The organism is Bartonella sp. TS82HLJMH, assembly GCF_042193495.1.
Taxonomy (GTDB): domain Bacteria; phylum Pseudomonadota; class Alphaproteobacteria; order Rhizobiales; family Rhizobiaceae; genus Bartonella; species Bartonella grahamii.
The window spans coordinates 25,964-42,489 of sequence record NZ_JBHILU010000004.1 but is presented as its reverse complement, the minus strand read 5'-3'; the positions used below and the strand labels follow the sequence as shown (position 1 = coordinate 42,489).

Here is a 16,526-nt window from a genome sequence, read left to right as displayed (position 1 = left end):
CTGTTGTAATCAGCAAGCTAGCAATTGAAGCCGCATTCTGGAGAGCAGAACGCACAACTTTCACTGGATCAACAATTCCCAAAGCAATCAAATCACCAAATTCACCGGTTGCGGTATTGTAACCATAAGTGTCAGCATTATTTTCCAGCACTTTGCCCACAATAATAGCGGCTTCTTCACCAGCATTGGTTGCGATTTGACGTGCTGGCGCCTGGAGAGCACGGCGAACGATATGAATACCAGCTTCTTGGTCAGGATTACTTCCCTTAACAGTCAACGCATTTGCTGCACGCAACAATGCGGTACCACCACCAGCAACAATACCTTCTTCAACAGCAGCACGTGTTGCATTCAAAGCATCATCAACACGGTCTTTCTTTTCTTTCACTTCAACTTCTGTTGCACCACCCACGCGGATAACAGCTACACCACCAGCGAGTTTAGCAAGTCTTTCTTGCAATTTCTCACGGTCATAGTCAGAAGTTGTTTCTTCGATCTGAGCCTTGATTTGATTGACGCGAGCAGTAATTTCAGACTTTTGTCCAGCACCATCAATAATGGTGGTATTTTCTTTAGAAATATTCACTTTCTTCGCACGACCAAGCATATCCAAAGTGACATTTTCAAGTTTAATGCCCACATCTTCAGAAATAACCTGTCCGGATGTCAAGATTGCGATATCCTCTAACATTGCTTTACGGCGATCACCAAATCCAGGTGCTTTTACAGCAGCAATTTTCAAACCACCACGCAACTTGTTGACCACGAGCGTTGCCAAAGCTTCACCTTCGACATCTTCAGCGATAATGAGAAGTGGTTTTCCAGATTGCACAACAGCTTCAAGCACAGGAAGAAGAGATTGCAAATTAGACAATTTCTTTTCGTGAATGAGAATGTAAGGATCATCAAGATCAGCGACCATTTTCTCAGCATTTGTGACAAAATAAGGGGAAAGATATCCACGGTCAAATTGCATTCCCTCAACGACTTCTAATTCCGTTTCAGCGGTTTTAGCCTCTTCCACGGTAATGACGCCTTCATTGCCCACTTTTTCCATAGCATCAGCGATCATTTTACCGATTTCAGCAGCGCCATTAGCAGAAATGGTTCCTACTTGTGCAATTTCTGCTGATGTTTGGATTTTTTTTGCTTTTTTGAAGAGGTTTGCCACCACTTCATCCACAGCAGCATCAATCCCACGTTTAAGATCCATCGGGTTCATGCCCGCAGCAACAGCTTTAACACCTTCTTGCACAATAGCTTGTCCTAAAACAGTTGCTGTTGTTGTTCCATCACCAGCGATATCATTGGTTTTAGAAGCAACTTCGCGCAACATTTGTGCACCCATATTTTCGAACTTATCTTCAAGTTCAATTTCCTTTGCAACGGATACACCATCTTTTGTGATGCGAGGCGCACCGAATGATTTATCAATCACCACATTACGACCTTTAGGGCCGAGTGTCACCTTAACAGCATTAGCAAGGATGTCGACACCGCGCAACAGACGCTCACGCGCTTCACGGCCAAATTTGACTTCTTTAGCAGCCATTTAATTTCTCCTTGGAGTTTTTTCAAAATAGTACACAATGAAAAATTAAGCGCTTTAATTAGCCCATAATTCCCATAATGTCAGACTCTTTCATGATGAGGAGGTCTTCCCCATTGATCTTGACTTCAGTTCCAGACCATTTTCCAAACAGGATACGGTCTCCTGTTTTGACTTCTAAAGGCACACGCTTTCCGTTATCATCGAGAGCGCCATTGCCAACAGCAATCACTTCGCCTTCTTGAGGTTTTTCTTTTGCTGTATCAGGAATGATAATCCCACCAGCCGTTTTATTTTCAGATTCAACCCGACGGACAACGACACGGTCGTGAAGTGGGCGGAATTGTATATTAGCCATGTTTTAAATCCTTAAAACTGAACATAATTGCATTAATCTTAAAAGTTCTTGCTAGCACTCTCAAGCTATGAGTGCTAGTATGAGTTAGATATAAAATCGGCATCTCTTAATGTCAAGAATAGCCATAAAATAATTTTTCTAAATGAAGCTTCAAAGTCTTGCCTCTTATTGCACTTTCGCGTTATTTAGCTTTTTTAAGAACCCGTGAACAAAAAAGGATCTTATCATGGTTGAAACACGTCAGGAAACGGATAGCTTTGGAACGATTTCGGTACGTCAAGATCGTTATTGGGGCGCACAAACTGAACGTTCTCTGCATAATTTTAATATTGGTAGTGAAAAGCAGCCTCTTGCCATCATCTATGCCTTAGTCCTTATCAAAAAAGCTGCAGCTGTTGTAAATATGGATAAAGGAAAACTACCAGAAAATATTGGAAAAGCAATTATTGCCGCCGCCGATGAAGTGCTTGCCGGCGACTTTGATACGCATTTCCCGCTCTCCGTCTGGCAAACAGGTTCTGGCACACAAAGCAATATGAATGTCAATGAAGTCATTGCTAATCGTGCTAGTAAGATTTTGGGAGGAAAACTTGGAAGCAAAAAACCAGTTCATCCCAATGACCATGTCAATATGAGTCAATCATCGAACGATTCCTTTCCCACAGCGCTTCACATTGCCACCACGTTGCAAACACGCCAACACTTACTGCCAATCCTTGAAGCTCTTATTGCTACATTAAAACAAAAAGAGCAAGAATTTGCAGACATCATTAAAATCGGCCGCACCCATACCCAAGATGCAACGCCTTTAACCTTAGGGCAAGAATTTTCAGGCTATCGTGCCGCATTAGAAGCCAGTCTTCAGCGCATTGAAAATGCTCTAGCCGATGTCCACATGCTTGCTCAAGGTGGCACGGCTGTTGGTACAGGACTAAATGCGCCAAAAGGTTTTGACATTGCTTTTGCGCAAACAGTGAGCGCTTTTACAGGAATAACGTTTCAAACTGCCAGCAATAAATTTGAAGCACTTGCCCATCATGGAGCCCTTGCGCATTTCCACGGAAGCTTGAATGCTCTCGCTGCTGATCTGTTTAAAATTGCTAATGACATTCGGTTTTTAGGCTCAGGACCACGTTCAGGTTTAGGGGAACTCAGTCTTCCCGAAAATGAACCCGGATCTTCTATTATGCCCGGAAAAGTCAACCCCACGCAATGTGAAGCCTTAACCATGGTCGCATGCCAAGTTTTTGGCAACCATACCAGTGTAACATTTGCCGCAAGCCAAGGACATTTCGAACTCAACGTTTATAAACCTGTTATTGGTTATAATGTTTTACAATCAATTACACTTCTTGGTGATTGTATGCGTTCTTTTGATATGCATTGCATTCAAGGATTACGAGCCAATCGCGTTCACATTCACTCTCTCATGGAACGCTCTCTTATGTTAGTGACAGCTCTTGCACCAGAAATTGGCTATGAAAAAGCTGCTGAAATTGCCAAAGCAGCGCATAAAAATGATACAACTTTGCGCGCAGAAGCATTAAAAGCTGGCGTTTCTGGAGCTGATTATGACCGGCTGGTTGATCCCAAAAAGATGATTGCTCCCCAATAAACAACCCACTAAAAAAGATGCAAACGTCTTAAAACAAATCTTTCTGTCAAAAGATCGGGGTGTAAGCACCCCGATGATGACCGATAACGATAGCCCACGGCGTTCATTTTAGGATCTGGTCCACATTTCTACTCTTGTCTCAATGAGATAATGTGTTTATTTATAATGATAATCTAGTATTATCCATATTGAATGAGAATCCTGAATATCGTAAGATTTTCTCATTTTAAGCCTGTCCCATATTGAATCAATAAAAATTACTTACTTGCACATCACAAGCGGGATGAATGTGTGGCGATATGAATGTGTGAATAGAAATTGTATAAGATAAGAAAGGACTAAAAACGCCTCTAATGAACCGCCTCAACTGCCAAGGGGCTGTCACAACTGCCAAGGGGCTGTCACAACTGCCAAGGGGCTGTCACAACATCCACGAGCTGGCAAATATAATGATGCTGCCTGCCGGCTTGCTCCTTTATGAAGCGTAAAGATAGGGTAGCTCAATGACTTTATCGTTATACCATTCACGAGCCACCGTCGTGAAATGGGTTTGGGAGCATTAAGAGATGTCTCTTTTATAAAGCGTGAAGATAGAAGTGCTCAATGGAGAAACAGCTGTTGAAAAACTCAATGCACCGAAAGGTTTTGGCCTTTACTGAAACAATCAGCTCTCTGACGGAGATATCCTTGACAGCTCGCAAGAAATTTGAGGCATTTACCCATCATGGCACCCTCACCCATTTCCACAAAAATCTGGGTGCACGCGCTAATCTCTTTAAAATTGCCAACGACATTCAGTTTTTAGGCTCTCATCCACGTTCCGGCTTTAAGCGAACGAAAAGGAGAATTTATCGTTTTACGTAGTGCATGAGAAACCTCATGAAACTTTAAATTCTCGCACTTTGCTCCTTCTTATTCTTCGTATGCCATTCAATCAATCAAAACTATTCGCTTGGATTGTCATAAGCAAAAGTGGCATATAGATAAAAAAAGAAATAAAGAAATAAAGTCGCTCATCCTCTCAAGTGCTCAAAAGGCTATCGCAATACAAAGCTACGCAATATCAGAAACGAGCAAAGAATGTGATAGTACCAATATGTATTTTTTTAAATATCAATTGAATATTAAGCACAATGATATCAATCATTATAGACAATATATTTAACACTAAAAAACAAATAGTATTTTTTTATATACACAAAACAGTGTTTTTTAAACAAATCAAAATCTTATTTATTATACTATAGTTTTTTCTAAAACACAGAGAACACTGAAAGAGTATATTAAAAATCCTGAAAAATTAAGACAAACACGAAATAATAGCACGAAAACAAATTTGAAAACGCTTAAATATGGGTAATTATAGATTTTATGCGTATTTTGGTTTTCATAATGATATTAACTATAGATTTCTTTAACCAATTTATGTATAATACGCTTTGTGTCTGAAATAAATTGGGGACGTTTTTTATGAAAACAAAATGTTTAATTACACTATCTATTTTCACTTTCATTACCGCTTCAACAGCGCAAGCAGCAGATACGGTAATCTTTGAGCAATCAAAGCCGAAAGTTTCGTTGCAAAGTGATTCATCATCACATATCTCACCGGTTACTGTTTCTGCGCCTTTTTCTTGGTCTGGTTTTTATATTGGAGGACAAATTGGATATTTTTCCAGTAAAAATACTCTAAATTACGCACAAGAAGCCAAGGAGGGAAAGTGGGCTTGGGTTGATAGAAATTTATCACCGAAACCATCAGGATTGAGAGCAAGTTTGTATGCAGGTTCTAATATTGATCTGGGAGAAAACCTCGTTTTTGGTTTTGATACAGACATAGTCTGGTCTGGGAGGGAAAGCACCCAAACAGACAATGGAAAGAAAATTCTAGATGAATTAGACTCTATTAACATTGCCTTTAAAGAAGCTGGGATCCCCATCATAAAACCTGCAGCTCAGGATGAAACGATACCCAACTATGGTGACATTGTTGTCAGCAGTGTAACATTGAAAGAAAAATGGTCTGGTGCTGCGCGTGCGCGTATTGGTTTTGCCTCCCATCGTCTTATGCCTTATATTGCAGGGGGTGTAGCCTATACACAAATGCAATATATCATGTCACTTTTATCAAAATCGCAAGAAGATTCGACAGTTTTTGCTTCTGGCAATGTGTTAGATAAGACAGAAACAATGTTTGGTTACACTGTTGGTGGTGGTTTTGATCTTGCAATGACAGATCATATCATCATGCGTACAGAATATCGTTATTCAGATTTTTTGAAAAAGAAATTTGCAAACGATGACCTTAAAATCTCTTCTCAAACGCATGATTTTCGCTTTGGTATCGCTTATAAATTCTAAGTTCTGTAAGAAAAGTTGAACTATTAAAAGCCCTGTTAAAAACGGGGTTTTTTAACGCCCCTTTCCCCCTAAAAAGACGTAGATTCTAAAAACCAAGACTAAACTGTAAATAAATAATCATGAAACAATAAAGCCTCTCCCTCTTTTAAAGCAAGCTCCTATCCTCTCTCCCCCTTTCATGTAATACATTTGGAATATAAAAGCTTTACCATCATACCACTGGGCGCCATCGTAAAATACGCCATCGTAAAATAAATGAGAGCAGTTATTAAGAGATATTTCTTTAAAATAACTATGGATATTGTGCATCAATTGCAGTTTTATAGGATGATGTTGACTTGTCCTCCCCACTCTCGAAGAATCAAGATTCTAAAAACCTATTTCTAAAATCATGTCCGTTTGTAAGAACACAACGACTCTTGAGGGCTCTTGGGGCGGGCTCCTCCTCTTGGTGCCTCCCCATGAAATGCCCTTAAACCTAAAGCAAAATAAACACTCTTAAGAATATCCAACACACACTGAAAAAAATACTGTAACGTTTCAAAGAAGTTTAAAGACCCTATATGACCACACTTCAAATGACAGTGTTTACAGCTATTGTATACCAGAGTAGAGAGAGGATATTGCGGTTCTCTGTTTGTGTAATTTCTGTAACGGGGAGACAGCTTCATTTGGAGAGAATATGAAATTGTCAAGGTAAAAAACCAATTTCCAACCTTATCATTTCCTTTTACTTCGGTTTTTACGACTTTCAAAAGCCTCTAAAGCTCTATCTTTTAAAAAAAGGAGATTACGCATTGCCTCATGCTGGTGTTTCTCACGGATCTTTTTGGGATCACGCCCCTCATGTCATACGACAGCGCTCCAAACCAAACACACTCAAATCCCAAACACTCTCAAATCCCAAACACTCTCAAATCCAAGACACTTGGGTTACCAATTCACATGCGTGTTTTAAAGAAACATCTCTCAAAATCCTCAAGCCCATTTTGCAACAACGCCCACAAGAATATAAAATCTATAGAGCACCATCTTTACACTTCATAAAAGTGAAAACTGGCACACCGTCCACCATAGACTTTACCCTCAATGATGCCCTTGAAACCGTTCATAAGAGGCATTTTTATTCATTTTTTGTAAAATTTCATTCCACGCGAGCTCATCCAACTTGCAATGTACAAGAGACATGATTTTGGTTAATTTACTATAAATAAACTTAAAATAAACAGACTTAAAATGAGAGAGTCCTACGGTATTAAATGTTTTTCATTCAACATGCAAAACATTGAACGCTGTTTTACCAATCCCACATGTCTTATAAATCGACGTGATGCGCCATAACAGGATAAAGGAAAATATTAGAAATGGTGCGGGTGGTCGGACTCGAACCGACACTCCTCTCGGAACCAGATTTTGAGTCTGGCGCGTCTACCAGTTCCACCACACCCGCACATTGCTACAAAAGACAGGACTTAAAATACAGACTTGTCGATTATTCCTTTGCACTATATGAAGAAGCACAGATTCGTCAACAGCAGACTTCTCATTTTTTAAGAATTCATATCATTTTCTTATCTGTTTTATGAAATATTTTCTTTATTGGATTTCTCTACCGGATTTATAACAATCTCATTTGTAAAGTCTTTACCTCTTAAATTTATAGAAAGCTTCATGATATTAAACAAATTAAAGCTTTGGACGATTTCTTTAGCAAATCGGCGTACAGCACCACACTGGCTTGGTTTCATTGCCTTTATTGAAAGTTCTGTTTTTCCAATTCCCATAGATGTTTTATATATTCCGATGCTGCTTATCCATCAAAAGCGGGTTTATCGCTATGCTTTGATTGCGACTACCTGTTCTGTATTAGGAGGCATTGCCGGTTGGTTTATCGGACATTTTGCCTATGATACTCTTGCCAAACCCATTTTAGAAATTTATGGTAAGGTTGAAAGTTTTGAATCTCTGAAAAATAGTGCAACCCTGCAATTTCTAGTCATTTTACTGATAACATCAGGTTTTTTTCATCTTCCCCCCATCAAGATTGTCACAATTTTGGCCGGTGTAATGAGTGTACGTCTTGAACTTTTCATTCTTATTTGTATTTTTTCTAGAGGCGCTCGTTTTTATCTTCTCGCATGGCTGATTAAACATTTTGGGCAAAAAGCAATGAATTTTCTAGTACAGAATTTCAAATGGATTATTCTCATTGGTTGTGTTAGCCTCGTTTTAATTTATGGGATTTTCATAGTTTTTTTAAACAAAAAGCTTTTATAAGGAACAGACTTAATGGCATGCGTTTTGTCTTATCACCCACTTTTATACAAGCACCTTCATCTTGAACCCAGCAGAAAAGAACAAAGTTTATGGGCTTTTTTTCTCGCTTTTTGCTTGTCCGCTACAATAGGTCTTGCCCTTGGTTTTGAATATTTTGGAGGGTATCTTCCTTGCGATTTATGCCTCATAGAGCGTTTTCCCTATTATGGTGCCATACCATTTTTGCTCTTAGCAGGTTTTGGGGCATGGTTTTTTCGCATGTCTGCTTGGATACAACTTTTATTTTTGTGTGTTTTTGTCTTAATGTGTATAAGCCTTGTTTTAGCCATTTATCATGCAGGTGTTGAATATGGCTTTTGGACAGCTCCCCTCAGTTGTGGTTTAAGCGCAGTGAGAAAAACCTCAGACATTAACCAGCTTCTTAACCAATTAAACAACATTCATCCCCCTTCTTGTTCTGAAGCATCCGCACGCTTTCTTTTTCTTTCATTTGCCGGTTGGAATGTCGTTGCTAGCCTATTTTACATGCTTATCAGTTTTTATGTTGCCTCAAAAGGGCTCCTTTCAAGCAATAAAAAACTCTAACCATAAAATAGAAACGAGACCGCGTGCACTCGTTCTCTCCAATCGCGTCCCCCTATAACCAACAACCCACCTATCACCAATCATCCCCCAAAACCACCCACCGCCAAACCAACCCACCAACACCAACTAGTCACCAACATCCCTCCTCTAGCGTTGTACGCAAAAGACAAAAATAAGCAGATATATCCATTTTATGGTTTCACCTCTCTGTACTTATGAACAACATTTTGATAAAAACTCGTGATAGAAAAGCCGTAAAATAATTAAGTGAAAGGACCGATAAATATAAATGGTCTGCTATGGCTGAAGATAAGAACACAGCGCCTTCTACCCTATCACCTATTTCCTTAGATATAACCAAACTTGAAGAACCATGTGTTATGATGAAACATGATTATAATGCATGGCGCGAGCATATAAGAGAAAGAGATTTAAATGCTCCTTACAAAAAACCACCTCATATAAAACCACGAATCAAATCGGCACCACGCATCAGGCAAGTTTTTTGGTGCGATTTTCCTCATGATTCGATACTCCCTGAATTTTGGGAAAAAGCGGCCTGTTTTAGTGCTTTCTAAGAATGCAAAATTAGAAATGTGACAGTTTTACCTTTTTAACGAAATCACAACCCAATAATCCCGCTGCGTATCCAATACAATCTCCCATAGAGAATAAAAAAGCATGGATTATCTGCAATTATGTCACAACAGTTTCTGTAAGTCGTTTAAGTTGCTCACGTACTGTTCCAAGATTATCCAGCGAAGATTTTCATAAAGTTGTAGCTCTAATGCTCAAACATTTACCGCATTTACACTATTGATTTTTGAGAAAAAAAATAAGCGTATATGTATCACCATATACGGCATCAGTAATGGTGGCCGCTTCCCCGAAAGGAGAGATAGGAACGAAGGAGTGGGCAACCGCTCCTTTCGTCATTGTTGGTATTTTTTTAAAAACTTTTTAGCCATTTTTTACAACCTTCCCTAGAACATATCCAACATTCATTCTCCACCGTTGTTGTTTTGAAATATCTGCGATTTGGGGTAAGCGGAAGACACTATCCGTACTGTTGATCCGGTAAAGTTTCCCATGGAGATTACCGAGATGTTGTACATACTTATCATTTCATTGCACAAAAAATCGTGCTGCCGTTGCTTAAACTTTATATGATTTGCCGCAATGGGAATATCTTTCCAAGATTGAAAAAATTTTTTCATAATTTGGCATAACAAATAATCCCCTGTTCTTCACGCTATTGAAGTGTTCAATCGCTCAATTTACCAAAAGATATTCGACCTCTCACAACTTGTTTATTTACGTCCCTCAATACGGATGAAAAAGCCAGCATATTTGAAAAGAAAAAATAGTAAAGAGCATTTAATGATTCAAGCGCTTTAAGACTAAACAGAATACTCCATTCATCTTTGAACGCATCAATTTTTGTAAAGAGAGCTAACAATGCTTACGTAATCTGAATAATATTAGTTTACTTACCATATGATAACCGATTGGTAACTATAACGCTGAACACAGAACTTATATCACCACACCGCAAAATAGTGTTTTTACGAGATAACATAAAACGATTACTTCACACCGCAATATATCTTAAAAATTGCATCAAAATTTATACAGAACATATGTCATTTACACCACAAAAAACTACATTTTGTTTATTTAAAATATCTCCTTTAATAATATAGAATTGCGTTTACGACTTACCAAAACAGATGATACAATAAATATAATAAAAACAATAATATAATTTAAATTTATTTCTAAATTAACAAAAAAATTATAGTTTATAATTTAAGTTAAAAACCAAAATTGAAAAGTTGACAGAATCAATAAACTATGGAAATTACCCAAATATAATACAAAATGTGTAATTAAACACTTTGTATTAACAGCACATTAAAAACATAATGAAATTATGCATCGCGGGATGCCATGGTGCTTTTTTTGTTTTGTTTAGAAAGTGTAATGAAAAAACTTTTTTGATTAAATATTTTAAATTGGGATCATTATAATGAAAATATTTCAAAAAATCGCGTTATATATTGTTACAATAGCCTTTTTCTTTTCACAGATTCTGGAAGCTAATGCTTACTATTTGAATAGTCATTCTCAAGATTCTAGTTTTTCTTCTACAGTGTCAAAAGAAAATAAATTTTTTAAAGCTATTGATATGGTTATGGATCATATTTCAACACAAAGCACTGAACAAGATGTTAAAGAAGGTGTTATAAAGGTAGGAATGTCGATGGGATTTGCAGCAGCACTTTGGGGTCTTATTGCGTATTTTTCATGGTTATTTTCTAAAAAGCGGCCTCCCTATCGTACACCGGGTCAAAAAGCATTTGATGCTCTTGCGGACAGTGCGTGGATGCTCGTTTAAACAACGTTTCACTTAAATACAGTTTAAACAGTAAGCTTATTTAATACTTAAAAACATAAACTGTAATTCAGATTACAGTTTATGTTTTTTTATATTCAATTAATACTGTTAACTTTTCCCCACTCCACATGATAAATAAAATTTGATCAGCTATATTCACACAAATGCAATGCAATAAATTGAACACTGTTTGATATGATAATATCTCTCTCTCATTTATGTACTTCCACCCTTAAACCTGCCCCTGAAATTACAGTACTAAAGATAATTCGTTACACGCTAACAAATCCACCTAAATGCAAAAGCTGTAACAACTCTAAATGCACGTAAATATCATAAGAATACTGGCTTACACCTCCACAAGCGCGATGAGTGGCGCAACACTGGGAGCTAAGGTGTATGATGATGCTGGCTTGCTCTTTTATGAAGCGTAAAGATTAAGAAGACCCAATGGAATTTATATTATTTCATGGAAATTTTGTCGCTCTACCCTTTTATACTCTTCACGGGCCCCCCTCGCGAAATGGGCTTTTGTCCCTTGAAAAAGGTCTCTTTTAAAGAATTCAAATTCCAAGAACTGTTACAGTATTTTGAACGCATCAAATGAATGACGGTGCCAACTTATTCCTTTCCCCACATTCTCTAGCACAATACATTGAAACACTTCATTGAAACGCCCCTTTAGCAAAATAAAGCACATTGTCTCTTAATTTTTTCACGCAATCATTTCTTTCATGTGACCATTATTCTTGATAAATCTCCTTTGCTTTCTTGATTTCTCAGCACTCTTTTTTCTCAGTGCAACCTTTTTGTAATTTGTCAGTTTTTAACTTTTAGATTGACTTTCGATTTATTTTTCTTATGTTTTAGAATTATTCTAAAGTGCAGAGGAACAGAAAATGTTGAAATTGTTTTTTTCATTTGTACAACGTAAAGCTCTGTTCTTTCGTTCAGCACAAAAGATGATACTTCAAGCGCTCAAAGTAAAAGAGCAACATGCAGCGCTCTATTTAAAATATGCAAAAGCTCTAGAACCTTATTCCTCTAAGGAAGCTGCAATTTTTACCGCCATGAGCATCCACGAGCTTAAAAATTATAAGGAACTTTTGTGCCTTACTTGCCATAATCGTGCAAACACTATCGGTTCATTATGTGACCGAACATCTCTTGTAAAAAGCAAAAGCAGCCATCCTTCCCCAAAAACAACAGCAGCAAATAACACCGTAAAAAAACCTTCGAAAGCGCAAAGACAAACGCTTTTGACTTGGATTCAACCAGGTCTTGCAGGGTTAATGGATGGCTCTGTCTCTACCCTTGCCCCCATTTTTGCGGCAGCTTTTGCCACGGGAGACACGCATCAAACTTTTTTGATAGGGCTCTCAGCTTCAATTGGTGCGGGACTTTCAATGGGTTTCACAGAAGCAGCCCACGATGACGGCAAATTATCAGGGCGCGGTTCACCGTTAAAAAGAGGTCTTGCCAGCGGCATTATGACAACATTAGGAGGATTAGGTCATACTCTTCCCTATTTGATCAATTCTTTTTATGTAGCGACAGTTATTGCTTTTATCATTGTTTTTTTCGAACTAGGCGCAATCGTCTGGATCCAAAACAAATTCATGTCAACGCCCTTTTGGCGCGCCTCTTTACAGGTTATCATTGGTGGTGCTTTGGTTTTTGCCACGGGTATTCTTATCGGTAGTATCTAGAAATCTTATCTGTGAACATAATTTAGATCTCAAATAAGCGCATGTTCCTAGGTATAAGCCATCAATAATGATGCCATTAATGGTGTTAGATGGTGCTTTGGAATATTCTAGATCAGCAAGCTCTGGAGACAATCTGTATCAACAAACCTTTATCGACTTGGTTTTATGGATATCTTTTGTTAAAGTATCATTTCTTTCTAGACCTCATATTTTGGAAATACCTTGATCATGTCGCACACTGAAACCAACGCTCCTCTAAACAACCACCCTGTCTCTTCTCAATCTTCACATCCCGTGACTTTATTTGTTCAGCGTCTTGCACACGGACAAGGCTTAGAACTTCCTCATTACGCAACGGCTGGTTCTGCGGGTCTTGATCTACGTGCAGCAATTGGAGAAGAAGAAATGCTTGTTCTTGCCCCTGGGCAGCGAGCACTTATTCCAACAGGTCTCATTTTTCATTTATCACGTGGGTTTGAAGCACAAATACGTCCACGCTCTGGTTTAGCCTTAAAACACGGCATCACATGCCTCAACACTCCAGGAACAATTGATAGTGATTACCGTGGTGAAGTCAAAGTCCTTCTTATCAATTTAGGACAAGAAGATTTTTCCATCCAACGGGGAATGCGCATTGCCCAAACAGTCATCGCCCCCGTATCCCAAGTCAATGTTTGCGCCATTGAATCAGAGCAAAATACTCAAAACCATGTCGAAAGCCGTGGAACAGGAGGTTTTGGTTCAACGGGGCATACTTAAGAAGCTCTGAAAAAATCGCTCTTCTCAAAATATAATACTCGCTTATTCTAACGACTCTTTCACGGAAACTCCTTCGAGCTTTTCAAAGTGCAGGATGGGTGCGCATTTGTTTTCAAAGTTTTTTACTAAACACACCTCTAAACAATCATCTCTCAATTACGTTTCTTGCGCTATACAAAACTTCGTTATCACCGTACACCCCTCCCCCATAACAAAAACATTGGCATTAACCATTGGGAGCCCACACACCGCTTGTAATGTCTACAATCTATACATCATTTTGATTTATAATAATTAATTGTCTTGCAACTTAAATGAGAAAACTCAATACTGTAAGATTCTTTCATTGCAAATCTATTTATATTACATCAATCAAAAGCATTTCTCTCACATTCCAAACGTAGCTAGCATGTAGATAAAAACTGAAAAAATACCTATAATGAATACTTGTACTAAGTACTGTCATAACATTGGGGGAAAGTATAAATACTATAAGGGTGCTCGCTTGCTCTTTTATTAAGCATAACGATAATGAGGTTCAATAGATTTTTTATTATTTTACGGAAGCTTTACCGTTATACTATTTATGAACACCGTCGCAAAAAGGGCTTTAAGATGTATTAAGACACATAACAACCGCCCCTGCTGTTTTTCTTAATCGCACCTCTTGAGGCAAGATGAGTAGAGCTTAATCCTAAAAACCGATTCAATATATGAACCCCATGCGTATTTGGTTTAATAAATCGATGACAGTACCATAATCAATTTCACTCTACGACTTTGAGTAATATAGCTTTGCTTCCTGCAACAAAGGCTGTTTTTTATCACTGGTCAGAAGCAACTCCTGAAATATTAGCGTTTACCGCAGTGCCGGTTTTTATGACATCCACATGCCCCACAATGTTACCACCCACTCCATCGACAGTAGCATCCGCTACCCCTGTGGTTTTATTATTGATCACACCTCTTGAGGTAAGATTGGTAGAGCTTTGCAATCCTACAAGACCGATTTTATTATATCCAGCCATGCGTATTTGATTTAATAAATCGATGACAGTACCATAATCAATTTCACTATCAGCTTTGATTAAAATTTTTGTCTCTAAATTTTGCGTAGTTTCTCTCAACAAAGCTTCTCTCAAAGCTACCTGTTCTACAAGATGATCACCAATGTAAAGAGAACGATCTTTTTGCAAAGTAACATAAAGAGGTTCATCAGACTGAACCACTGAAGGTCCTTGAGTTATAGAAGGAAGCTGAACGGGAATGACAGATGTTGCCAAAGGTGCAGCAACCATAAAAACAATAAGCAACACCAATACAACATCAATAAAAGGGGTCACATTGATTTCGCTTTGCAACCCACTCTCGTCTGTATCCCAATCATTATTAAGGCTTGCTTTCATTTTTTATGACTTTTCTGTTGTCTTTGTTTATCAAGTTCACGGCTCAAGAGCCTTTCAAGAGCCGCAGCGATATCGCCTAAATCATTGCGATAACCATTCAAAGCACGCATAAGGCTATTATACATAACAACGGCGGGAATAGCTACAAAAAGCCCAATAGCCGTTGCGAATAAAGCTTCAGCAATCCCGGGAGCAACCACATCAAGTCGCGTTGTTTGAGACTGAGCAATCCCAATAAAAGAATTCATAATGCCCCAAACAGTTGCAAAAAGACCAACAAAGGGAGCAATTGCACCAATGGTTGCAAGAACAGCGCTTCCACATGCAACACGGCGTGTAGCAGCCAACAAGCAGCGTGACAAAAGCGAATGAACCCTTTCTTTTAAACCTTCATGAACATCGCGAGCCTTAGCATCGCGAACATCACGGGAAACATCTTCATATTGATTACTCTTCTCATAAAAGAGAATGTCTTCAAGCGTTTGTGCACTTTCCCTTGTACTGGTTCTTTCCTCAGAGCTTTTATTTATTCCTTCAGGAGCAGAAAAATGAACCTGTTGTGTAGAAAGATACACCTCTTTAAGGACTTCTTTGAGAAAAAACACACCAGCCCCTTTGCTTTCTTTCAAGCTAGCTGCCAAACGTGTAAGAGTCTGAGCATTAAGAACCAATTGAAGTTCATGACGCACTCTTCGTTTTGCCAAAGTGATCTCAATAATTTTCACAAAAGCAATTGTCCAAGATATAAGAGAAGCAAGTAATAAAATAATGATAACGGCTTTCACCACCCAATCAGCAGCCATAAACATAGAAAAAGGAGAAAAATCATGCGCTGTCAATACAGCAGACATATTATCTAAAGGTACTGTTTCAGATTCCATTTCTATCTCACATTCTTGTGGTCTTATCTTTTTTATGAGCTGGATCGTCATCCCGCATAGCATCACTGTTCCACAATGCTACTACCCTTTTAACGTCATTTTCGCATTCCTCTTAAGAAAGCAAACTTGATAAATCAAGTATAGTTTTATTCCACAAGCTCTCTCTTATTCTAAAGAAATCACTCAAGAAATTTTTCTCTAACAATTCAACAAGTTGATCTTAAACAATCAATTTATTGCATAAATTTGGCAAAATGATAGACTCGCAAGAAGTATTGCATATAATATTTTAATTTATAAGAATAATTTATCATCGTTTCTGTTGAATGAATCCCTCATATCGCAAAGCTTCTCTCATTTCAGCGGCTCTTTTAAACCCAACAAAATATTTACTTGCATAGGATAAACAGCAAAAATATCATAAAACTCTTGAAGAAAAGGATATGCACATCTCTAACAACCAGTGCACTGAAGTACCTCCTATCCCAAAATAAAATTATACCTTACATTTAAAAAAAATAATTATCGCAATATCTTAAACTTATCAAAAATATAAAGTATAATGGGAGTGCTCGTTTATCCGCCAAATATATAGAGAGTAAAGAACAGCAATATTATTTTCTTTTTC

Annotated in this window: 12 protein-coding genes, 1 tRNA gene and 2 pseudogenes; 9 read left to right on the top strand and 6 right to left on the bottom strand. The window is 38.1% G+C overall.

Features of this window, described 5'->3' with window-relative positions; all coding sequences use genetic code 11:
• On the bottom strand, positions 1-1,552 hold a 1,552-nt coding region (gene groL / locus ACFIKO_RS02895; protein WP_375673225.1), incomplete at its 3' end, for a chaperonin GroEL.
• A gap of 58 nt (positions 1,553-1,610) precedes the next feature.
• Positions 1,611-1,907: a co-chaperone GroES gene (gene groES / locus ACFIKO_RS02890; protein WP_005774667.1), complete on the bottom strand. Its 297-nt coding sequence runs from the start codon at positions 1,905-1,907 to the stop codon at positions 1,611-1,613.
• A gap of 226 nt (positions 1,908-2,133) precedes the next feature.
• Here groES and fumC (ACFIKO_RS02885) point away from each other — a divergent pair, with 226 nt between their 5' ends.
• The 3 genes and pseudogenes from fumC (ACFIKO_RS02885) (at position 2,134) to ACFIKO_RS02875 (ending at position 5,883) form a co-directional block, all read left to right on the top strand.
• The gene (gene fumC, locus ACFIKO_RS02885; RefSeq protein WP_375619938.1) at positions 2,134-3,522 is read left to right on the top strand and encodes a class II fumarate hydratase; all 1,389 of its coding nucleotides are present in this window, start codon (positions 2,134-2,136) and stop codon (positions 3,520-3,522) included.
• Positions 3,523-4,127: 605 nt separating this feature from the next.
• Positions 4,128-4,347: pseudogene (gene fumC / locus ACFIKO_RS02880) on the top strand (class II fumarate hydratase); the annotation flags it as partial.
• A gap of 645 nt (positions 4,348-4,992) precedes the next feature.
• Positions 4,993-5,883, top strand: a complete 891-nt coding sequence (locus ACFIKO_RS02875; RefSeq protein WP_375673224.1) for an outer membrane protein — start codon at positions 4,993-4,995, stop codon at positions 5,881-5,883.
• Positions 5,884-7,248: 1,365 nt separating this feature from the next.
• Here the strand turns inward: ACFIKO_RS02875 and ACFIKO_RS02870 are convergent.
• Positions 7,249-7,333 (bottom strand) — tRNA-Leu (locus ACFIKO_RS02870).
• A gap of 221 nt (positions 7,334-7,554) precedes the next feature.
• Between ACFIKO_RS02870 and ACFIKO_RS02865 the strand changes: the two genes are divergently transcribed.
• Positions 7,555-8,160 (top strand): YqaA family protein, encoded by a 606-nt coding sequence (locus tag ACFIKO_RS02865; protein WP_375619940.1) that lies wholly within the window; start codon positions 7,555-7,557, stop codon positions 8,158-8,160.
• Between the two features lie 12 nt (positions 8,161-8,172).
• On the top strand, positions 8,173-8,745 hold the full coding sequence (locus ACFIKO_RS02860) for a disulfide bond formation protein B (protein ID WP_375619941.1): 573 nt from the start codon (positions 8,173-8,175) through the stop codon (positions 8,743-8,745).
• Here the strand turns inward: ACFIKO_RS02860 and ACFIKO_RS02855 are convergent.
• Positions 8,725-8,871, bottom strand: a complete 147-nt coding sequence (locus ACFIKO_RS02855; RefSeq protein ID WP_375673223.1) for a hypothetical protein — start codon at positions 8,869-8,871, stop codon at positions 8,725-8,727. The two genes, ACFIKO_RS02860 and ACFIKO_RS02855, sit on opposite strands and share 21 nt — an antisense overlap.
• A 173-nt stretch (positions 8,872-9,044) precedes the next feature.
• Here ACFIKO_RS02855 and ACFIKO_RS02850 point away from each other — a divergent pair.
• The 4 genes and pseudogenes from ACFIKO_RS02850 (at position 9,045) to dut (ending at position 13,611) form a co-directional block, all read left to right on the top strand.
• Positions 9,045-9,565 (top strand): annotated as a pseudogene (locus tag ACFIKO_RS02850) (type II toxin-antitoxin system PemK/MazF family toxin).
• Between the two features lie 1,209 nt (positions 9,566-10,774).
• The gene (locus tag ACFIKO_RS02845; protein WP_375619942.1) at positions 10,775-11,143 is read left to right on the top strand and encodes a hypothetical protein; all 369 of its coding nucleotides are present in this window, start codon (positions 10,775-10,777) and stop codon (positions 11,141-11,143) included.
• A gap of 899 nt (positions 11,144-12,042) precedes the next feature.
• Positions 12,043-12,852, top strand: a complete 810-nt coding sequence (locus ACFIKO_RS02840) for a VIT1/CCC1 transporter family protein (RefSeq protein WP_375619943.1) — start codon at positions 12,043-12,045, stop codon at positions 12,850-12,852.
• A gap of 228 nt (positions 12,853-13,080) precedes the next feature.
• Positions 13,081-13,611, top strand: a complete 531-nt coding sequence (gene dut / locus ACFIKO_RS02835; RefSeq protein ID WP_375673222.1) for a dUTP diphosphatase — start codon at positions 13,081-13,083, stop codon at positions 13,609-13,611.
• An 824-nt stretch (positions 13,612-14,435) separates the two neighbouring features.
• Here the strand turns inward: dut and ACFIKO_RS02830 are convergent.
• Positions 14,436-15,017, bottom strand: a complete 582-nt coding sequence (locus tag ACFIKO_RS02830; protein ID WP_375619944.1) for a biopolymer transporter ExbD — start codon at positions 15,015-15,017, stop codon at positions 14,436-14,438.
• Positions 15,014-15,898, bottom strand: coding sequence for a MotA/TolQ/ExbB proton channel family protein (locus ACFIKO_RS02825; RefSeq protein WP_375673221.1), 885 nt, complete (start codon positions 15,896-15,898; stop codon positions 15,014-15,016). Before ACFIKO_RS02825 ends, ACFIKO_RS02830 begins: the two co-directional genes overlap by 4 nt.
• Between the last annotated feature and the right edge of the window lie 628 nt (positions 15,899-16,526).